This window comes from Candidatus Phytoplasma australasiaticum subsp. ipomoeae (assembly GCF_024425275.1).
Classification (GTDB): Bacteria; Bacillota_I; Bacilli_A; order Acholeplasmatales; family Acholeplasmataceae; genus Phytoplasma; species Phytoplasma australasiaticum.
In genome coordinates this window covers 15,212-37,795 of sequence record NZ_JALQCV010000003.1, presented here as the reverse complement: position 1 = coordinate 37,795, position 22,584 = coordinate 15,212, and the positions used below count along the sequence as shown (strand labels likewise).

Annotated in this window: 16 protein-coding genes and 3 tRNA genes; 18 read left to right on the top strand and 1 reads right to left on the bottom strand. The window is 24.3% G+C overall.

Annotated features, from left to right (window positions below; translation table 11 throughout):
• Both NQK76_RS00875 and NQK76_RS00870 read left to right on the top strand, forming a co-directional pair.
• On the top strand, nucleotides 1-3,138 hold a 3,138-nt coding region (locus NQK76_RS00875; protein ID WP_255872630.1), incomplete at its 5' end, for an AAA family ATPase.
• Between the two features lie 160 nt (nucleotides 3,139-3,298).
• Nucleotides 3,299-3,390: transfer RNA gene (locus NQK76_RS00870), tRNA-Ser, on the top strand.
• A gap of 119 nt (nucleotides 3,391-3,509) precedes the next feature.
• Here the strand turns inward: NQK76_RS00870 and NQK76_RS00865 are convergent.
• Complete coding sequence (locus tag NQK76_RS00865) at nucleotides 3,510-4,559, bottom strand: hypothetical protein (RefSeq protein ID WP_255872629.1); 1,050 nt, start codon at nucleotides 4,557-4,559, stop codon at nucleotides 3,510-3,512.
• 445 nt (nucleotides 4,560-5,004) lie between these two features.
• Between NQK76_RS00865 and NQK76_RS00860 the strand changes: the two genes are divergently transcribed.
• The 16 genes from NQK76_RS00860 to rpoB all read left to right on the top strand — a co-directional run bounded on the left by NQK76_RS00860 (nucleotide 5,005) and on the right by rpoB (nucleotide 22,582).
• Nucleotides 5,005-5,080: transfer RNA gene (locus NQK76_RS00860), tRNA-Glu, on the top strand.
• A 2,137-nt stretch (nucleotides 5,081-7,217) separates the two neighbouring features.
• Nucleotides 7,218-7,292: transfer RNA gene (locus tag NQK76_RS00855), tRNA-Gly, on the top strand.
• Between the two features lie 454 nt (nucleotides 7,293-7,746).
• Nucleotides 7,747-8,223, top strand: coding sequence for a 50S ribosomal protein L13 (gene rplM, locus NQK76_RS00850; RefSeq protein ID WP_004994978.1), 477 nt, complete (start codon nucleotides 7,747-7,749; stop codon nucleotides 8,221-8,223).
• 7 nt (nucleotides 8,224-8,230) lie between these two features.
• Nucleotides 8,231-8,623, top strand: a complete 393-nt coding sequence (gene rpsI / locus NQK76_RS00845) for a 30S ribosomal protein S9 (protein ID WP_004994977.1) — start codon at nucleotides 8,231-8,233, stop codon at nucleotides 8,621-8,623.
• 91 nt (nucleotides 8,624-8,714) lie between these two features.
• Nucleotides 8,715-10,049, top strand: a complete 1,335-nt coding sequence (gene gltX, locus NQK76_RS00840; RefSeq protein WP_255872628.1) for a glutamate--tRNA ligase — start codon at nucleotides 8,715-8,717, stop codon at nucleotides 10,047-10,049.
• A 106-nt stretch (nucleotides 10,050-10,155) separates the two neighbouring features.
• Nucleotides 10,156-11,478 carry a cysteine--tRNA ligase gene (gene cysS, locus NQK76_RS00835; protein WP_004994974.1) on the top strand — a complete coding sequence of 441 codons (1,323 nt, stop codon included), beginning with the start codon at nucleotides 10,156-10,158 and terminating at the stop codon, nucleotides 11,476-11,478.
• A 42-nt stretch (nucleotides 11,479-11,520) separates the two neighbouring features.
• Nucleotides 11,521-13,938, top strand: a complete 2,418-nt coding sequence (locus tag NQK76_RS00830; protein ID WP_255872627.1) for an HAD-IC family P-type ATPase — start codon at nucleotides 11,521-11,523, stop codon at nucleotides 13,936-13,938.
• 48 nt (nucleotides 13,939-13,986) lie between these two features.
• On the top strand, nucleotides 13,987-14,709 hold the full coding sequence (gene rlmB, locus NQK76_RS00825) for a 23S rRNA (guanosine(2251)-2'-O)-methyltransferase RlmB (RefSeq protein WP_004994972.1): 723 nt from the start codon (nucleotides 13,987-13,989) through the stop codon (nucleotides 14,707-14,709).
• Nucleotides 14,710-14,857: 148 nt separating this feature from the next.
• The gene (rpmG, locus tag NQK76_RS00820) at nucleotides 14,858-15,001 is read left to right on the top strand and encodes a 50S ribosomal protein L33 (protein WP_082396465.1); all 144 of its coding nucleotides are present in this window, start codon (nucleotides 14,858-14,860) and stop codon (nucleotides 14,999-15,001) included.
• Between the two features lie 31 nt (nucleotides 15,002-15,032).
• Nucleotides 15,033-15,422, top strand: a complete 390-nt coding sequence (locus NQK76_RS00815; RefSeq protein ID WP_004994970.1) for a hypothetical protein — start codon at nucleotides 15,033-15,035, stop codon at nucleotides 15,420-15,422.
• Nucleotides 15,423-15,494: 72 nt separating this feature from the next.
• Nucleotides 15,495-16,106: a transcription termination/antitermination protein NusG gene (nusG, locus tag NQK76_RS00810; RefSeq protein WP_255872626.1), complete on the top strand. Its 612-nt coding sequence runs from the start codon at nucleotides 15,495-15,497 to the stop codon at nucleotides 16,104-16,106.
• A 219-nt stretch (nucleotides 16,107-16,325) separates the two neighbouring features.
• Entirely contained in the window at nucleotides 16,326-16,751 is a 426-nt protein-coding gene (rplK, locus tag NQK76_RS00805; RefSeq protein WP_255872625.1) for a 50S ribosomal protein L11, read from the top strand.
• A 66-nt stretch (nucleotides 16,752-16,817) separates the two neighbouring features.
• Nucleotides 16,818-17,507, top strand: a complete 690-nt coding sequence (gene rplA / locus NQK76_RS00800; protein WP_004994962.1) for a 50S ribosomal protein L1 — start codon at nucleotides 16,818-16,820, stop codon at nucleotides 17,505-17,507.
• Between the two features lie 117 nt (nucleotides 17,508-17,624).
• Nucleotides 17,625-18,134: a 50S ribosomal protein L10 gene (gene rplJ / locus NQK76_RS00795; RefSeq protein ID WP_004994959.1), complete on the top strand. Its 510-nt coding sequence runs from the start codon at nucleotides 17,625-17,627 to the stop codon at nucleotides 18,132-18,134.
• A gap of 97 nt (nucleotides 18,135-18,231) precedes the next feature.
• The gene (locus NQK76_RS00790; RefSeq protein ID WP_004994956.1) at nucleotides 18,232-18,618 is read left to right on the top strand and encodes a ribosomal protein bL12; all 387 of its coding nucleotides are present in this window, start codon (nucleotides 18,232-18,234) and stop codon (nucleotides 18,616-18,618) included.
• 229 nt (nucleotides 18,619-18,847) lie between these two features.
• Nucleotides 18,848-22,582, top strand: a complete 3,735-nt coding sequence (gene rpoB, locus NQK76_RS00785) for a DNA-directed RNA polymerase subunit beta (protein ID WP_255872624.1) — start codon at nucleotides 18,848-18,850, stop codon at nucleotides 22,580-22,582.
• Nucleotides 22,583-22,584 lie beyond the last annotated feature (2 nt).

The following is a 22,584-nucleotide window of genomic DNA, read 5'->3' as shown; positions in this document are numbered from 1 at the left end:
ACCATTAAAGCCGAATTACAACAAGATCATCAATCTAGTGAAACAACTATTAATACACTTCAAACCGAATTACGAACTTTACAAGAAAAACGTGATCAATTACAGGGAAATTTGGACAGGGTTAAACAGGATAACGCAGATTTAAAGAACCAAAATGAACAATTAACACGACAATTAACCTCTTTACAAGAGGAAATGGGTTTGTTAAAAGAACGTCTTGCGCAACAACGTAAAATTATTGATCATCTCAATCAAGTGGTGTCAGAAACTCATGATCACCAAAGCAATTTATTAACAAGTATTGCTTCTTTGAAACAAACTATTGCAGATAAAGAATCTCAATATCGTCAACAAGCAGATTTATCCGAACAGGAACGTCACCAGTTAAAATCTGAAATCGATGGCTTAAAAGAAGATTTAATAACTAATAAAGGCAAGGTTGCTCGATACGAAAAAGATTTAGAAAAAGCGCATCAAGATTTGGCAAACATCTCTGTATCATTGGAAACCATTAAAGCCGAATTACAACAAGATCATCAATCTAGTGAAACAACTATTAATACACTTCAAACCGAATTACGAACTTTACAAGAAAAACGTGATCAATTACAGGGAAATTTGGACAGGGTTAAACGTGATAACGCAGATTTAAACCAAAAAATAGATAATCACCTTAATACTTTTGAACGTGTTTTAAAAAGTATGGAGACTGTTACATCTTCATTGTTAAATTTTTTAGATAAAAAAGATTCTGAAAATATTAAAAATACATCTTTAAATATTGATGCTCAAAGATTTTTTAAAGATACTTCTCAAATGCCTTTATTTAGTCAATTGATTGGTATGTCTAACGAAAAAGAACAATTGCAAGATTATCTGAATTATCTTAAAAATACTAATCAATATTTGACCATGGGTATGAAAAAGCCTCCTAAAGGTATTATCTTGTATGGTCCTCCAGGTACAGGTAAAACTTATTTAGCTGAAGCATTTGCTCGAGAATCAGGTTTATCGGTTTTTACTTTATCATCTTCGGATTTTTCAAAAACTTATGTAGGTGAAGCTCCGAGATTAATAGAAAATCTTTTTATGGAAGCTCGTAAAAAATTTCCAAGTATTATTTTAATAGATGAATGCGAAAGTGTATTTCGTTCTCGATCGAGCAATTCTTTGACTACTGATCATGGTAATATTGTGGCTGCTTTTTTATCTTATTTAGAAGGTGTTCACGAAGATAAAGAAAAACCTGTGTTTATTGTCGCTATGACAAATATCTTAGAAGAAATAGATTCAGCTATTTTAAGTCGTTTTGATAAACGTATTAAAGTTGATTTGTGGGATTTACCTTCTATTCAGGAATTTTTAAAATTAAAAGCTAAAGATTATAAATTAGATTTAATGGCTTATGATTATTTGATAAATGATATTCCTAAAATTATATTTAAGTTTAATTATGATGAATTAAAAACTCCTCGTGGTTTAATTAGTTTATTAAATCAAGCTGTTACTATCTCGCAAAGATTAAATCATCAACATCCTTATATAAAATTAATTGATTTGCAGTTATCTTTAGATTTAAAACTAGAAATTAATCAAGTTAATAAGGGACAAGGTAATTGGGAAAATCATCAACATCAAGCTAATAATTGGAAAGATTTAGCTTTTATTAAAGAATACAATGGTATCCCTATTAAGCAACTTTTTGAAGATAACGATTTCGAACCAATAGAATTAGAATATTATCAATTAATTAAAAATAATAGTCAAGAAAATAAAAAACCTGTCTATATTTCTTTAAGAAATGATGGAGGTTATTTTTATGATATTCATTTGAATAATATGTGGCCTGAACATTTATTAGGTTTTTATTTAGATTTTAAAGAGGTTATAACTGATAATTTGAGCTTTTATAATAGTTTGCCAACTTTAAAAATTTCTAATCCGGAAGAACTTTTAAGGTTATATATTACAAATGATAAATATAAGGTTAATTGTATATATTTTGTTTGGGATTTATCTAAACAAAAAGAAATTATTTCTTTATTGTCTGAAAAATGGGAAAATTTTATTAAAGAATATCCGTTTTTACGAAAAAAAAAGAATAATATGATAGAAGAGATTAATCCCCGAATTAATTCTTTAAATGATTTGGTATTAAATGAATTATTTAATGATTGGTTAAAACAATTTAAAGATAAATGGATTAACGAGATAATTTCTAAAATAAATTTATCTCAGAAAATGATTAAGGATTTATTGAATTTAAATATTGTTAAATTGATTGAAGAAGAAATCAATTTATGTTGGAAAGATTATAATATTTCTCGAGAAACTTGTTTAGAAAAGATTATTATACGATTAAATAAAGATCTTTATGATCGCCTTAAAAAATTGATTAATGATAAAATAACTGAAATAATTAATCAAATGAGTTTAAATAAAAAAATATTTTCTCAAATTCAAATTGAACAAATTAAAGAATATTTAAAAAAAACAACTATTCAAGAATTTGATCAAGAATTAGATTCATTGATTCGAGATAATATTTTATCTGAAGAAATTTTAAATAAAATATTTATGAATCAAGAAAAATATTTTTATCAACAAGATAGTTTATATTATAGAATTTGGGAAGAAAAAATATATCAACATTTAGATCTCTCTGTTCCTATTTTCGAAAAATCTAAATTGAAAAAAAATTTAATAAATCAATTAATTAAAAATTATTTTCAACAAAATTTAGAATTGGATAATATTATTGATAATTTAAAAAAATCAATCGAGATTTATCAACAACAATTTGAACAAAAGTTAGAAACAAAAATTAATCAAATTGTTAATCAATATTTTTTGTCTAATTATTTTCATGATTCTACTGATCTTAACACTATCAACTTAATCAGTAAACGAGCTAGTTTATGGATTAATCATAATTTAAAATTAGATGAAACAATTACATCAGAAGAAGAAATTGAAAATATGGTATTTAATTTTTTACAAAAATATTCAAAAAATATAATTAATACTCAACAAGGTTGGCAATTTTGGTTAGAACGTAATTTTATTAAAATTATTATTTTTATTATTTTATTTTATTTTGGTTATTCTTTGTTGCGTTTTTTTAATATAAAAAAATAAATTTAAAATTAATCAATTTGTTTAATTTTCCGTTTTATAACGGAGAATTATTGTTGATAATTTTAAAAAAAATAAGATTTTTTTTATTTCTTACTTTATATTTGTTATAATCTATTGCGTATTAACATTTTTTAAAATAAAAATTAATAAATTTTTTTATGGAGCAGTACTCAAGTGGCTATAAGAGGCATCTCTGCTAAGGATGTAGTTCAAGAAATTGATGCAAGGGTTCGAATCCCTTCTGCTCCGCCATTTTTATTTTTTGGATAATGAAATTTTAAAAAAATTTTAAATAAAAAAACACTCTCTAAATGTTTTTATACACATTAGGAGAGTGTTTTTTTATTTGTTTTAATAACAAATTTAAATATTTATAAATGATTTTTATGTTGAGGTTTTTTGTTAAATTGATAAATTATAAGTAAAAATGTTATTGTTATTATAACGCACAATAAGTAAAATAATTTGGTTGCTAATGAAGAGTTATTATCTGATGAAAGTTTAAAATTATCATTATCACTATTGTTAGTGTTAGTATTAGAATTATTATCAGTGTTTATAACTTGATTAATTTCATCTTTTAAATTTGTTAATTTTATGAATTCGTCGTTAAAAGTTTGTTTTATTATGGTATCTAATGATAGTTGTTTATAATTTGTAGATTGATCAATGATCTTTTCCTTTATAAGTTGTGCTTCCACGGGTATATATATGTTTTCTATTGCTATTTTTAGTTCGTCAAGTTCGTTTTTTATATCATCATTTAAGTGTTTGCTCGTTGCTAAACTCAAAATATCAGAATTTAATTGTATTAGTTTTTCCGTTTTGTCTTGGAAATTATTACATATCTCTTGAAATTTTGTTAAATTATTTGTTAATAAATCAATAGTTACTTCTTCTGGTTGTGTATTTTGTAAGTATAATGCACTTTCAATTAAATCGTTAATTGTATTTAAATATTCTGTTATTGAATCATCGAGTTCTTTTGATTTTGTTTTTAATTCATCGTTATCTTGGTTTGGTAGATTTTTTACTATATTATCAATGCTATTAATTTGGTTTCGGACTGAAGATATTTTTTCATCTTTTTTATCAAATAATGTTGATTTTAGTTGTTTAATGTTGGCATTTTCATTAAAAAAAGTATATATAGCTTTTTTTATTTGATCATATTCATTGATTAAAGCGTCGCATTGTGACGATAATGATGAATTTTTTGCTATTTCTGGTTTACTTTTAATTTCTTGTAAAAATGCCAATATATCGTCTGCTGTCGAAGTTTCTTCTGTCGTATTAGCTTTTAATAAAAATTTTGAATTTAAAGTTATATAATTAAAAGTAAATAATATTAAAATTATGAAAATATTTAATGAATTTTTAATGTTAAAAAATTTTTTGATATTGTTTATTTTTGTATGCATATATGTAAAATTTATCCTTTCATTAGTAAGATTAAAAAAATAAAAAATCATAATAAATTTGTTGATATTTTAATCTTATACAAGATTAATTCTAACATATTTTTTTTTTAAGATAATGTTTTATAAAAATTTTATTGTTAATTTTTTTAATTTTTTTTATATTTAATGGTTTAAAAAATTATTAATTTTAAATTAAAAATCAATTAAGTTCGATAAAATGATTATTTTAATATTGACTTTAATGGTTAATGTTGTTAGAATAAAAAGCAGTTTAATTAATTGAATTTTTTAATTTTGATTACGAACTATAAATATTCGAAATATTTAATTTGGGTTAAAAAAATTTAATATGTGAAGTTTTATTTAAGTGAGTATTTTGATATTTTGTTTATTTTATTTTTTATTTAAAATTATTTTATTTCAGATTATTATGAAAATGCATTTAGGCCCGTTGGAGAAATGGTTAACTCACATGCCTTTCACGCATGCATTCACGGGTTCGAATCCCGTACGGGTCACCAGATTTAAAATTATTTTGTTTTTATAAATATTGCACCCATAGCTCAACTGGATAGAGCATCTGACTACGGAGGGCGCAAAAGATGCGCATAATTCCGCTATTTAACGCATAGCCTGGAGCGATAATCTCCAGAGGTCACGTAAACACTGTAAGGTGGGCTTGATTAATTGTCTCGAAAGAGTAATTAATAACAGCAAAAGCACGCAAGCGCGATGAGACGAAATATCTAGTCAATAAGTCGGCGCCAGACCAGAAGTCAAGGAGAAGGTGAAAATCCCTAATCAGTTAAAAAGTGTGGTAATTTCAGAGACATCTTCGGTAAGATATTGATAATAATAACCGAGATTTTGAAGGTAAAAGATATAGATTCGTAGTATCTTTTAATTATCTGTAAAGTTAGTTCAACTGACTCTTCAAACAAATACCTTTTTATGTTTTTTAAAATACATAAATGCCTCAATTTAATAAATAAATTGTAAACTGAACCTAAAACTTCACGTAGAATTATGTCGTAACTTTGATCTCCCTAAAGATAGATTTTTGATAAAAATCTTAAAACAGCCAGTGGCTGATCCAAGGGAAAAGTGAAACTTAGAGTAGTCGTCAGTTTAATTCTAAAATTGGAATATTTTAGAAGAACCTGATCACGGCGAAGGATAATAACCTTTACAAGGCGAAAGAGTTTCAATATCTTTCAGTTTTTTATTTAATAAACTTAAAAATTAGTATTTAACTATTTTATCAATCCGCGTTAAGGTTCTTTTTTAATTTATGGATAATTTAACTTAAAAAATTTTTTCTAAAAATTTATTAAAATTTTTGTGATTATTATTTTTTATTTAATCATATTTATTTTTAAAATTTTTTAGTACCGGAGTAGATGAATAAATTATTAATATCTAATAGTTTTTTTTGATTTTAAGTTATTAAAATCTAATTCATCAACTATATGTTTAAAATCGATATAAACCTAAACCGGTTTAAACGAGTGATTATTTAGTGGATATTTTAAAATATAATAACATACTATTAATATGAGTTAGTAATAATTTTTTTATGTATTTAAATAACAAAACAAAGATATTAGGAGCCGGATGTTTGGAAACTTACTTGTCCGGTTCTGTGGGGGGCTAATTTCGAATATGAAATCTAATTAATTATTTTTCTAAACCGATTTAATCTATCCTAATTCAGAAGGTTGGGGGTTCAAATCCTCTTGGGTGTGCCATTCATTATTATTATTATTTGTCGGGAAGTAGCTTAGTTTGGTTAGAGCGCCTGGTTTGGGAGGGCGAGAAAGATGCCCAAAATTTTTAGTGGCTTAACCATCCACCATCATTATGATAATATGATGCAACATATATCTGGTTAATTAAATCGAAAGATTAATTGATTATAGCAAGATATAAAAGCGCATTGAGTAAAATAATTTTTACAATAGATTAGTGCAAGTTGAATGATGACTATGGATAAACTTTAATTAGAGTCTAAGAGAATTAAGAAATCGATTTTAATAAAGATAAACTAATAATTTTAGTTATTTTGAAGTTTTATTTTAATTTGTCCCAAGATTAAAATAATTATCACCTTTAGTTTTTTAATTAAAGGACTACATTTAAGATTCACCTATTTTAAATTTTTTGGTTAAAACAGATTTTAATTTATTATAGGTTATCTCACCTAAGGTCATCGGGTAAATAATTTGGAGTAACTTCTATCTCCCTAAACTGTATTATATCTTTTATAATTTTAAATTTATAATGCGGCAAGGGAAAAGCAAAACCATAGTAGTCATGGTGTATTCAAGGTAAGTTTTGGAATATTCTTATCATATGATCCCATTTAAGAGATTAGGAAAACTAATTACAAGGCGAAAGGGGCAAAATAATTTCTATTTATAATTGAATATCTCTAAAGTTAATAAAATTTAAATTTTATTCGTTAGAAATATTGAAATGAAATTATTTAAACGCCGTATACTTGGAAACTTGTTTGTACGGTGTTGTGTGGGGCTTGTTGTAATAATGAAAAAATCATGAAACGCAATAATTCTATCACAATCCAGGAGGTCGCGGGTTCGAATCCTGTCTTCCCGACCATTTTATTATTAATTTTAAATTTAATTTATCTAAAATTATGCGAATGTCGTATAATGGTTATTACCCTAGCCTTCCAAGCTAGATATGTGGGTTCGATTCCCATCATTCGCTCCAGTTTTAAATTAAAATTTATACAATAATAATTTGTAGCTATCTTATATAAAAAAATATTCTATTTTTAAATTTCGTCTTTTAATTTATTATTGTATTAATTTTATTTTATATTTTTATAAAAAAACTATTTAAAAGATGCTTGACATTATTATTTGATTTTAATATAATTTGATTATCTATCTGTTTTATTGGGGTTTATTTTAAAGTTTTACCATTTCTTTTGGTAGTTTTTATTATATATTATGATTTTCATTGTTATTTTAAATGTTGCTGTTATGTCGGATATTATTGTTTTATAAATTTAATAACAAAATTTAAATATTTTTTTATTTTATTTAATTGGTTAATGTTTTATTATATATTTAATTTTACAATTTATATAAAATTTTATAATTTATATAAATTATTAATTGACAATTGTTATTAATTGTTTAAATGGAGATTTTTTGAATTTATGACTAATAATACTACAGTATTTTATAATAAAAACTTAACTGATTTAAATCGCACTTCTAGTATGAGTGAAAATGATTTAAAAAGAAAATGGTATATTATCGATGCCAATCAAAAAGTTTTAGGAAGAATAGCGACAAAAATTTCTTCTATTTTGATGGGTAAACATAAAACTGTTTATACTCCTCATATCGATAATGGTGATTATGTAATAGTTATTAATGCTAAAAAAGTTAATTTAACAGGAAAAAAAGTTAATCAAAAAAAATATTATAGACATTCAGGATATCCTGGCGGCTTGACTCAAGTAAAGTTTCAGGAAATGATGCAAAAATTTCCTAATAGAATCATTGAAAAAGCGGTTTTTGGTATGTTACCTAAACATAAATTAGGTAACAAAATAAGAAAAAAATTGTTTGTTTATGCTGATAATATTCATAAACATAAAGCTCAAAATCCAGAAAATTTAGAGGTATAATTTTAATATGACAATAATACAATTTAATGGAACTGGCAGGCGTAAAACTTCTGTTGCAAGAACTATTTTAAGAACAGGTTCAGGAAATATTATAATTAATAACAGAAATTTTGAAGAATATATATCATCCCCTATTAATCGTTCGGAAATTTTAAAACCTTTAAAATTAACTAATGAGTTAAATTGTTATAATATTCAAGTTATTGTTCATGGTGGAGGCTCTACCTCTCAAGCAGAAGCTATTCGTTTGGGCATTTCTAGAGCTTTGTTAAGAGCTAAACCATCTTTGAGAAGTATTTTAAAAAAAGCAGGTTTTTTAACTAGAGATGCTCGTATTGTAGAACGCAAAAAACCTGGTTACAGAAAATCACGAGCTCGTCCTCAATTTTCTAAACGTTGATGTTTTTATAATTTTCATTTTTATTTATTATTGAAATTAAATTTTTAAATTTAAATGATTAGTTTTGGTTTTCTTAAAAAAGGGGATAGTTATGGAATCTGTGAGATTGCGTTATGCGCCAAGTCCGACTGGTAACGGGTTACATATCGGCAATGCTAGAACAGCATTTTTTAATTATTTATTTGCTCATTTATTTAAAGGTTCTTTTATTATTCGTATAGAAGATACAGATACTATTCGTAATATAACTGGTAGCGAAGAAAAACAACTATCACAATTGAAATGGTTAGGTTTGGATTGGTCTGAAGGTCCTGATATCGGAGGATGTTATGGTCCTTATCGGCAATCCGAAAGATTATTGATTTATGAAAAATACACACGATTATTGTTGGAAAAACAATTAGCATATAAGGTTTACTCTGATGAAAATAAAAATGATTATGTAGTTCGTTTTAGAGTACCTAAAGATCAACAATATTCTTTTGTAGATTTAATTCGTGGTCCTATTAAATTTGCTAGTAAAGATATTGAAGATTGGATTATATTAAAGGAAAATGGTTATCCTACTTATAATTATGCTGTCGCAATAGATGATCATTTGATGAAAATTTCTCATATTTTTCGAGGAGAAGAGCATATTACTAATACCCCTAAACAAATAATGATTTATCAAGCTTTTAACTGGGATATACCCTGTTTCGCTCATATGTCATTAATTTTAGATAAAAATAAAAAAAAAATGAGTAAACGTAATTTCGATGCGATTCAATTTATTGAACAATATCAAAATTTAGGTTATTTACCGGAAGCAATTTTGAATTTTTTGTTTTTTTTAGGGTTTTCTCCGCAAACTAATCAAAATATTTTGAACAAAGAGCTTATGATTAATTTATTTAATGTTAAGCGTTTTATTAAAGATCCTGCTGTTTTCGATATTGATAAATTAAATTTTATCAATAAAGAATATTTAAAAAAATTATCTTTAGAAGAATTAGTTATTAGAGTAAAATTTTTTTTTCAACAATTTAATATTGATTTACAAGACGATCAATTAAGTAAATTAGTTATTTTATTACGTGATAGATTATGCTACGTAAAAGAAATTATTGAAATTTATAGATGGTTTTTTGAAACTGAACACAAAATAACAGATGAATTAAAACTTTTTTTACTAAAAAATAAAGGATACGAAGTTATACCTATTTTGTCGGAATTGTTGAATAAATTGGATATTTTTCAATCTTTAAATTTAAAACAAATAATTTTAAATTTAAAAAATCATTTTAATATAGAATTAAAACTTTTATTTAAAATAGTTAGAATATTATGTACTTGTCAATTACAAGGTCCTAATTTATTTGATTATCTAGAACTTTTAGGTAAAGATAAAGTATTAAATAATTTAGAAAAATTTAAACTAATTTAATGATTCATTATTTGATTAGAATAATTTTATTTTTTTCTTTTTTTTGATAAAAATAAATGTTATTTATAAAGTATAAAAAAATTTAAAGATATAAAAAGGTTTTTTAATGTTACAACTTTATAATTCTTTAACTGGTATTAAAGAGGATTTTCATCCTTTGAATGGTTCGCTAGTTAATATTTATGTTTGTGGTCCTACCGTCTATGATCATCTTCATATAGGTAATATTAGATCTTTAATTTTTTTTAATCTGTTAAAAAAATATTTAATGTTTATAGGCTTTAAAGTTTTTTGGGTTGTAAATATTACCGATTTGGATGATAAAATTATTAAAGTTGCTATTAAAAATAAAAGTACTGAGAGACAAATAGCTAATTACTATAAAGAACATTTTTTTAATTTGTTAGATAAATTAGATATTCACGGAATTGATAAGTTCCCTTTGGTGACTGATTATATAAATCAAATGATTATATATATTAGTTTACTTTTAAAAAAAAAATATGCTTATCTTGGTGACAAAGGCATTTATTTTTGTACTAATAGTATTATTGATTATGGTCGCTTAAGTAGTCAAAATATTGATAAATTATATAAAAATGTTCATCGAAAAAATGTTTTTTTAAAACAAAATTCAGAAGATTTTGTTTTATGGAAAAAAACTGATATCGGTATTCGTTATTCAAGTCCTTGGTTTTTGGGTAGACCTGGATGGCATACTGAATGTGTAGTAATGATTAGAGAGATTTTTCGGAATACTATTGATATTCATGGTGGAGGTCATGATTTAAAATTTCCTCATCATGAAAATGAACAAGCTCAATTTATAGCTAGCGACGGTAAACCTTTAGCTCGTTATTTTATGCATGTAGGACATGTTAATTATCATAATCATAAAATGAGTAAATCTTTAAATAATGTTATTTTAGTGAAAGATTTATTGATGGATATTAAAGAACCTAATGTGATTAAATTTTTATTTTGTCATTTTCATTATTTAAAACCAATCAATTATACTAAAGCCTTAATATATGATATTAAGTTTAAGTACTTTAAAATAGTAAAAATTTTAAACAAAATTAATTTTATATTAGTAATTAATAATTTTTATAATTATGAAATAAATAAAAATTATTTACAAAAATTTCATAAATTTATGCAAAATGATATTGACACTCCTAATGTTGTTACTTTGATTGAACAATTATTAAAAAATATTTCCAAAAATATAAATAATTTATTGGTATTATCGGAATTATATTATACTTTAATTTATATTTTAAATAATTTAGATATTTCGGTTACATTAAATAATGTAACAGAACAAATGATTGAATATTATTATTTATGGCAACAAGCTAAAAATATAAAAGACTTTAATCAAGCAGATTTTTTTAGAAATATTTTATTACAAAAAAATTTTATTTGATCGTTGATTTTAAGTAATTATTATTTTGGAGCAGGTGAAAATATGAATAACGATTTTAATAAAACAAGTTTGGAAAATTCTGCAATTAATAATTTTTCGCATCAAGATTTAAGCAATTTAGGTCTTACTAATCATGAAGTAAATCAAAGATTGAAAAATCAAAAACAATATAAATCAATCAATAATGATAAAAGTATTTTAAGTATTATTGGTAATAATTTGTTTACATGTCTAAATTTGTTATTACTTTTTATTGTTATTGTTATTTTGAAAATTCGACGTTATGATCAATTATTTTTTTTAATAGTTAATTCTTTGAATATTATTATTAGTATTATTCAAGAAATTAAAATAAAAAAAACTTTAGATAAAATTAATTTAATTTTACCTAATAATATTAAAGTTGTTCGAAATGGTCATATTATAGAAATTTTAAGTTCTAATTTAGTTTTAGGCGATTGTTTAGTTTTAGATTTAGGAAATCAAATTGTTGCTGATGCTCGTGTTAAATATGGAGTTTTAGAAGTTAATGAATCATTTTTAACAGGAGAATCTAAATCAGTTTTGAAAAAAACAGGTGATATTTTATATTCTGGTAGTTATATTGTTTCAGGTTCAGCTTATGCAGAAGTTATCGCTTTAGATGAAGACACTTATGTTTCTAATTTGATTAAACAAGCTAAAAAATATCAAAATATTAAAACACCTTTAATAAAAACATTTTCCGCTTTGGTAAAATTAATTTTTTTTGTAACTATACCTACTACTATAATTTTATTTTTTTCTTATAAATCTAATTTTTATAATTTTTCTGATGATTATTTATTGGGGATATGCGGGTTCATGCTTGGTATGACGCCTTCTGGATTATTTTTGTTAATGAGTATGATTTCTATTTTAGGTTTTATTCGCTTATTTAAACGTAAAGCTTACATGAAAGATTTATTAGGGATTGAGATGTTGTCTCAAATAAATATATTATGTTTAGATAAGACTGGTACTATTACTGATGGAAAAATGAGTGTTCAAAAAGTTTTAAATTACTTTAATGATGATGTTATTTCTTTAAACGTTTTAATGGCTAATTTTGTTCAACATTTTTCTAATAACAATCCTACTCAACAAGCTTTGTATAATTATTTTAATGGTTATTTGAATTCTAATATTATTTATAAAGTACGAGATTTGCAATCTTTTTCTAGTATAAGAAAATATAGCGCTATTGAATTTGAAAAATTAGGTACATTTTTATTGGGTGCTCCGGAATTTGTTTTAAAACAAAAAAATGATATTATTGATAAAGATGTTTCAAAATATACTAATTTAGGATATAGAGTATTATTATTAGTTCGTACTAATGATATTTTATCTAATATTAATAATAATACAGATTATCAAGTTATCTCTTTAATTTTGTTAGAAGATATTATTAAAAATGATGCTGTTGAAACTATTAATTATTTTAAAAAATTAGGAATTAAAATAAAAATTATTTCTGGTGACAGTGCTTTTACTACAGGTTTTATAGCTAAACGAATTGGTTTAATTGATTCAGTGTCAGACAAATCTATTAATTTGACTAATTTTAAATCTGAGCAATTGTTGGATATATCAACTAAATACGATGTTTTTGGTAGGGCTACTCCGGAACAAAAACAAATATTAATCTCTTCTTTAAAGAATAATAATCAAAAAGTTGCTATGATTGGAGATGGAGTGAATGATATTTTAGCTTTTAAAACAGCAGATTTATCTATCGCTATGGCTTCTGGTAGTAAAGCTGCTCAAAATGTGGCAAATTTAATTTTAATAAATTCTAAATTTAATTCTTTACCAGTTGTTTTTTTAGAAGGACGTAGATTAATTAATAATTTAGAAAAAAATTCGATTGTTTTTTTAACTAAGACTATTTTTACTTTTTTATTAGCTTGGATTACAATAATTAATAATTTTTTTTGTAAGAATCTAATTTTTTTCCCTTTTACTCCTTTGCAATTAAACTTTATTGATATTTTTTTTATAGGTATACCTTCTTTTTTCTTATCTTTAGAAGCTAATTATAAACCTTTAAATAATTTTTTTATTAGGGATGTTTTAAAAAAATCAGGAATTTATGGATTATTAATTAGTGTCAATTATATTTTGATATTAACTTTATATAATGGATTACCTAATACTTTTCAATCTAATTACCAAATATCCTATTTATTAACTTTAGTAACTGCTTTTATTTTTGGTAATATTTTATTTATAAACTGTCGTCCTTTTAATAAGTTTAAATTATTATTGTTTTCTGTAATTATGTCTATTTTCTGTTTATTAGTTATTATGTTGATATGGCAAGTTCCTTTTATTCGTGAAATTGCAGCGGCTATTAGATATGTTATGTTTACTAAAACTTTTGATTTTTTTCTATTATTTATGATTAATTTGTTAATATTATGGCGAATCAAGAAATAATATTAAATTAAATTTTATTTTGATTTTTTTTTGAAAGAATTATATTATATGGTAATTATTTATGGTAAAAATATAATTAAAGAAGCTATCAAAGCTCAACGAAAAATTTATGTTTTATATATTAACCCTCTTATGAAAGATAAAGCTTTTTTGAATTTTATATTTCAATCTTATCCGAATTATTGTTATTTAGATAAACATCAATTAAATAGTAAAGTTCAAAATAATAATCATCAAGGTGTAGTGGCAGAAGTTCAAGATTATTTTTATAGAAAAGATTTATTGACATATTTAATAGAAAAATCCAATAAAATAGTTAAATTTTTAATTTTGGATGCTATTCAAGATCCTCATAATTTGGGGGCAATTATACGCACTGTAGAAGCAAGTGATTTTGATGGTATTATTGTTAGCAAAAAGCACCAAGTACCTTTGAATAGTACAGTAGCAAAAACTTCTAGTGGAGCTTTAGAATATGTTAATATTTTTTTAGTATGTAATTTATATCAAACTATTTTAACTTTACAAAAATTTAATTTTATAATTATCGGAACTGAAATCGGATTAGATAAAAATATAGATATTATTCCCGTAGAACAATCATTAGCTATTATATTAGGCAATGAAGGTATAGGGATGCGTCCTTTGTTAAAAAAAAAATGTAATTTTTTAGTTAGTATTCCGACACAAGGTATGGTGAATTCATTAAATGTTAGTGTTTCTGCAGCAGTCATTATTTTTTATTTATATATGAAAAATAAAAAATATTAATTTATTTACAATTTAATCATGTTATAATATTGAGAAAAGTTATCTTGATTTAAAAATTTATAATTATATTTTTTATTTATTTTAATTTATATTAATTAATTATTAAATTTTATAAAATTGTCGAGATTTAAAAAAAGAATATAAGAAAATGGTTAAGAGTAATATTTTAATATGTAAGGTTTGTTTAAGTCGTAATTATCGTGTAAAGGTTCATAATCGCAATCAAAAATTAGTTTTAAATAAATATTGTTGCTATTGTAAAAAGCATATTATTCATGAAGAAACGAGATAAATAAAATTATCTTAATATAAAGGAGATAGCTATGGCATATAAAAAGTTTGAAGAAAAACCAACCATTCCTTTAATGCAAATATTAAGGGAAGAATATAGTTTAATTAATGTTTTTTGTGTTTTTTTATCTATGATTTTTCTAGGGATATGTTGTAATTTTATACATAATTCTACAGATCAAAAAACTTTGAGTATTTATTTATTATCTTTATCCAGTGTTTTCTTTGTGATTAGTATTTTTCCTTTTATAAGGAAAATTTTTTTTGATATTCGTTTTGTGAGTTTTCCGACAAAATTTCAAATTTTTAAACAAATTATTCAAGTTTTTTTATTTACAGCTATTTTAATTTTTATTTTAAATTTATTTCAATATTTTTATGATATATATATGATATCTTTTTTTAAAAATATTTTAAAATAAAGTTAATTTTTAGAAATTAAATTTATTTTAATTATTGAAAATTGTTAATGGAATTGTCTTTAGGTGCTGAAAATGAAATCAAAAATAAAAAATAATAAAATACTTGATAACAATGCATTTGGTGAGGATGAAAATAGTTTTCAATCTAAATGGTATATTTTACAAACTCAATCGGGTTATGAAAAAGTTGTTCAACAAGATTTATTAAAAATAGCTAATAGTGGTATCGGAATATCTAGTTTAATTCACGAGGTTATTTGTCCGACCGAAAAACATATTAAAATTAAAGCTGATGGAACTAAACAAGAAATAGAAAAAAAGATTTATATTGGTTATATTTTTATTAAAATGATTATGACAAATCAATCTTGGTTTATAGTTCGTAATATTCCGAAAGTAACTGGATTTTTAGGTTCTATTAAAAAAGAAAAAGGTTCTAAACCTATACCTTTAAGTGAAAGTGAAATTAATCCTATATTATTGAAAATGGGAATAATTTCTAAGCCAAATTATGATCATTTAATTAATAAACAAGTTCAAATTATAAATGGTTCTTTTGCTGGTCAAGTAGGCAGAGTATCTTTAGTAGATTACGAAAGAGATAAAGTTATGGTTGAAATTGATTTGTTTGGTCGAGCAACTCCTATAGAAATTTCTTTTTCTTCTTTTAAAGAAATGAATTAAAATATAATAATAATTTTAAATTTGTTTAGAAATTTAATTAGTATTGCGAAATATGTTATAATACTATGAATATTTTGGATATTTTTATGGATTAATTACGGAATTAATTATTTTTTTATATTTAATAATCGTATTTTTCTCTCATAAAATAGTTTTTTAAACAAATAATAAAATTTTAAACATTTTTAGAAACAAAAAGGTTGGTATTAAATAATTATAATGGCAATAAAAGTTATTAAAAATATTAAGTTACAAATTTTGGCTGGTAAAGCGAATCCTGCTCCCCCTATAGGACCTGTGTTAGGACAAGCTCAAGTTAATATTCCTTTATTTTGTTCTCAATTTAATGAAGCTACTAAAGATAAATTAGGTTTTACTCTGCCAGTAGAAATTACAGTTTTTGATGATAAAAGTTTTAAATTTATTGTAAAAACCCCAATAACAAGCGATTTATTAAAAAAAGCTGCTAATATTTCTAAAGGTTCTTCAGATTCAAGTAAAAATAAAGTAGCTACTCTTAAGTATGAACAAATTATAGAAATAGCTAAATTAAAAATGCCAGATTTAAATGCTTATTCATTAGAACAAGCTTCTAAGATTATAGAAGGAACTGCCATTAATATGGGGATTATTGTGGAAAAATAATAATTTATTGTGCAGTATCAATAAAAAAGAAAGGCATATTATTATAGTATACAAGGCTTAAAATTTATGACAAGAAGTAAAAAATATTTATCAGTTAGTAAAAAAATAGAATTTAATCAAGTTTATAAAATGCATGATGCTATTCAATTGTTATATAATGTTAAAACTGCAAAATTCGATGAAACTGCTGAATGCGTTTTTGTTTTAAATGTGGAACATAAAAAAGTAGATCAACATATACGTGGTTCTGTGGTTTTACCTTATGGTTTGGGTAAAAAGTTTTGTATTGTTGTAATTGCTCAAGGTGAACAGGCTCAGAAGGCTAAAGAATTAGGTGCGGATTATGTTGGCGAACAAGAATTGATTGACAAAATATCTAATGGTTGGACAGATTTTGATGTTTTAATATCTGTTTCTAGTTTTATGCCTTCTTTGACGAAGTTAGGAAAAATTTTAGGACCTAAAGGATTAATGCCTAATCCGAAATTAGGGACTATGACAGATGATGTTGAACAAATTATCCGAGATATCCAAAAAGGTAGAATGGAATATAAAACAGATAAATTTGGTAATCTTCATACGATAATAGGTAAAATATCGTTTAATAAAGAACAATTAACAGGAAATTTGATTTTTTTATATAATCATTTGATTTCTATCAAACCTAAAACAATAAAAGGTGAATTGATTAAAAATATTACTATTTCTTCAACTATGTCGCCTGGTATTAAAGTTGATCCTTTATCCATTAAGTAATATTATAAAAAAATGGTTATATTATTTTTAATTTTTATTATTTTTAAAATAAAAAATTTTTTCAATTATACTATAAATTTATAATTTATATTGTTTAAAAAAAGGAAACAACAATTTATGTTAAAATCTGTTATTAAAGAGAAAAGTAATTATGTTGATTATCTATCTCAAAATATTGATAATTCCAACTTAGTTGTTTTGTTAGAATTTAAAGGTTCGAAAGTAAGTGATTTAACCCATTTACGTCGTAAATTACAAGAATTGGTTCCTTGTAAGTTTCAAATAATACCAAATAACATTATTAAAAGAGCGTTAACTAAATCAAGATATGACGAATTAACAGAATTTAAAAATCCTAAAGCTTTATTTTGGACTTTATCTACTTCTTCAGATATTTTTGTTTCTTTAAATGCTTTATATAAATTTTCCAAGGTTAATGAGTTTTTAAAAATTAATTTTGGTATTATAGAAAATGAAATTTGTTCTGAAGAGCAAATGATTAAGTTAGCGCAAATACCATCTAAATCAGCATTATTATCTATGTTGTTATTTAGTGTTTCAGCGCCTGTTAAAAATATAATTACTGTTTTACAATTATTAATAAAACAGAAACAAGAAAAAATTTAAAATAATAATTATTACATATTATATTTTTAATATTGTATAGAAATCGAAAATATCTGTTTAAAATAGATAAAATTTAATTATAAATAGGAGATTAACAATGGCAGACAACAACAAAATAGAGCAAATTATTGAGTTTTTAGGTGATATGAAAGTTAAAGAATTACAAGAATTAGTAAATAAAATTCAAGATTCTTTTGGTATTGAAATGGAAAATGTTTCAAATTTAAACAGTACTAATGAAGCAGTTTCTACAGAAAAAAATGAACAAACAGAGTTTAAAGTTGTTATGACTTCTGCGGGTCAATCTCGTCCTGCGGTTATTCAATATTTAGCAAAAAATTTTGGATTTAGTATTGGAGATTTACTAACATCATGTAAAACTGAAAATGCTAATTTATTAATTAAAGAAAATGTAAATAAAGAACAAGCTGAAGAAATTAAAAAACAAATAGAAAATTTAGGAGCTCAAGTCAAAATTGAATAAAAAAATATATTTGATAAATTGGTTGAAAAATATAATTTTTCATAACAATAAATAAAATTTTTTGATAACTTAAATATTATGAAACCTGAGAACTAAATTAAGTATCTTAGGTTTTTTATTATCTTTATCGTTATCAGTATTTTTTAATGTTTTTTTTATTAAGAATTTAATTTTTGTGAAATTTGAATTAAATGTATGTTGATATTTGTTGGGAGTTCTAAATAAAAAAATGAAAAAATATTGTAATGTCAAATATGGTACTAAGGTGGAACGACGAAATTATTCTAAAATGAAATATGATTTGGATTTACCAAATTTAATCGAAATTCAAACGAAATCATTTCAAGAGTTTTTAGATTACGGTATTCAAGCATCATTGAAAAGTATTTTTCCTATTGAGAGTTATAATGGTGATTTAAAGTTACATTTTAATGATTTTTTTTTAGAAGAACCTAAATTTAATGCTGAAGATTCCAAAAAAAGAGGTTTTACTTATAGTGCAGAATTATTTTTAAATGTTACCTTGGAAAATGTTATAACTAAACAAACTAAAAAAGCTCGTATATTAATGACTGATTTACCTTTAATGACTATTGCAGGAACCTTTATAATTAATGGTACAGAAAGAGTTGTAGTTTCCCAAATAGTTCGCTCAGCAGGAGCATATTTTACTTCTAAATTAGATAATAAAATTAATAAAAATCGTTTTACTGCCCAAATTATTCCTACTAGAGGTGCTTGGATAGAGTTTGAACAAAATAATAAAGATTTTTTATATGCTAAATTGGATCGTTCAAAAAAAATACCTTTAACTAAATTTATTCATGCTTTAGGATTTGATACTCAAGAAGAAATTGAAAAAGCTTTTGGAATTAATTCTTTATTAGATTTAAGTTTTAAAAAAGATAATGATTCTAATTGTAATGATGCTATTGTAGAATTATATTCTAAATTGCACCAAGGAGAAAGAGTTCCTACTAATGCAGCAAGAGAATTTATTCGTACTCGTTTATTTGATAAGGATAAATATGATTTATCTTTAGTAGGGAGATATAAATTAAATCGTAAATTGGATGTTTTAAATAGAGCTGAAAATACTTTTTTAGCCCAAGATATTAAAGATTTAACAAATAATAAAATTTTATTTCCGGCAGGAACATTTTTAAATTATGAAATTATTAAACAATTAGCATTACATAGAGATAAATTTCGTGTAGAATTAGTTAATTCAGATTTTCATTTACAAAATCAAAATCATGATGAAAATATATTTACTTATAGAAAAAGTATACATGATAATCAAATTTATATTAAAGAAGATATTGTGCATTTTCAAACGGGACAAGTATTAGTTAAGGCTGATACACTTTTAGACGATAACGTTTTAAATACTTTACTAGAAACTCATAAATATAATATTGATGATAAAATTATTAAATATTTCGCTAATAAAGAGTATATTAATAAAGTTGTTAGAGATCGACAAAAAGTTTTTAATGAGAGTTTAGAAGTTTACATTTTAGATAATAAAAATAATAAAAGTTTTATTAAAATTGTAGGTAATGATCAATCTGAAGATGCAGAAAATATTGTTTTATCTGATATAATAGCGTCTATTAGTTATTATTTAAATCTTTATCATAACATAGGAACTATTGATGATATTGATCATTTAGGTAATAGACGATTAAGATTAATTGGAGAACTTTTAAAAAATCAATTACGTGTAGGTTTAAATAGAACTAAAAAAAACATTAAAGATCGTATGTCTATAAGTAAATTTGAATCTATTACGCCAGGGGGGTTATTTAATTTTTCATCTCTTTCTATGGCTATTAAAACTTTTTTTTGTAGTTCTCGTTTGTCTCATTTTATGGATCAAATTAATCCTTTGGCGATTATTACTCAAAAGCGTAGAATTTCTGCATTGGGTAGCGGAGGTATCGATCGTGATCGAGCAGGTGTAGAATTAAGAGATGTTAATGACTCTTATTATGGTAGATTATGTCCTATTGAAACTCCAGAAGGACCATCTATCGGACTTATTTGTTCGTTGGCTACTTATGCTCAAGTAGATAAATATGGTTTTATTGAGACTCCTTTTTTTAAAGTGATTCGTGAAAATGGTAAATCAGTAGTATCTCCTAAATATGAATATTTGACTTCTATTCAAGAAGAAAATCGTATTATTGCTACATCTTCATCTTGTTTAAATGATGATTTTAGTTTTAAACAACAAAAAGTAATTGCTAGAAGAAACGGAGAAATTAGTTTATATAATGTTGATCAAATTGATTATATAGACGTTTCCCCTAAGCAAATTGTATCTGTAGCTACAGCATCGATCCCTTTTTTAGAACATAATGACGCTTCTAGGGCGTTAATGGGCGCTAATATGCAAAGACAAGCTTTACCATTGTTAATTTCTGAAGCTCCTATTGTAGCTACTGGTATTGAACATAGAATAGTGAAAGATTCTGGTTGTGTAGTTATTGCTGAAGATAGTGGTTTTGTAGTTTATGTAGATGCTAAAAAAATTATTATTCAAAATAATCACGGAGAACAAAAGGTTTATATTTTATCTACTTTTGATAAATCTAATCAAGATACTTTGATTTTGCAAAAACCTATTGTTAAGTTTAATGAGTATGTTAATAAAGGTGATATTATCGCTGATGGCTCATCTACTCATCAAGGCGAATTAGCTTTAGGTAAAAATGTTACAGTAGCTTTTATGACTTGGGATGGTTATAATTATGAAGATGCTGTTATTTTATCAGAACGTTTGGTTCAAGAAGATATTTTTACTTCTGTTCATATTAGTAAATATGAAATTCAAGTTAGAGAATTAAAAAAAGGCGCTGGACGAGAAGAAATAACTCGCGAAATACCTAATGTCAGTGCTGAAGCTATTAAAAATTTAGATTCTCGAGGAATTATTATTCCAGGTTCTGAAGTTAATGAAGGTGATTATTTGGTTGGTAAAATAGTTATTATTCCTCAAAGTTCTTTAGAAAATAATCCTTATGAAAAATTAATTCAAACTATTATTGGAGAAAAGTCTCGAGATTATAAAGATGCTTCTTTAAAAGTTCCTTGCGGCGAAAGCGGTATCGTTCAAAGTGTACAATATTTTTCTGTTAAAAAAGGTGATTTCATTTCTACTCCTGGTGTAAATGAAATTATTAAAGTTTATATAGCTAAAAAGAGAAAAATTCGAGAAGGTGATAAAATAGCCGGAAGACATGGTAATAAAGGTGTAATTTCTTGTATTGCTGCTAAAGTAGATATGCCTTATATGTCTGATGGAACTCCTATAGATGTTATTTTAAATCCTTTAGGGGTGCCTAGTAGGATGAATATCGGACAAATTTTAGAAATGCATTTAGGAATGGCCGCACATAAATTAAATATTAAGGTTGCCACTCCGGTTTTAGATGGAGCTAATAATGAGGATTTAAAAAATATTATGCAAGAAGCTAATTTACCTTTTGATGGTAAAATGACTTTATATGATGGTAGAACAGGTGAACCATATGATAATTCTATATCTGTTGGTATTTTGTATATGCTAAAATTATCTCATATGGTGGAAGATAAAATACATGCTAGAAATGTTGGAACTTATACTTTGATTTTACAACAACCTGGTAGTGGACGTAATTTTTTAGGTGGTCAAAGAATTGGAGAAATGGAAACTTGGAGTTTATTAGCTTATGGAGCCGCTCATACTTTACAAGAAATTTTAACTTTGAAAAGTGATGATATTATAGGGCGTAATCAATTATATCATGCCATAGTAAATGGTTTACGTTTTCCTAAACCTTCTATTCCTGAAAGTTTTAGAGTTTTTACTAAAGAATTACAAGCATTAGGATTACATGTAGAATTAATTAAAGCTGATACTAAGGATAATCAAATTAATCGTTCTTTAGTTTCAAATAATAAGGAGAACAAAAAGTAAAC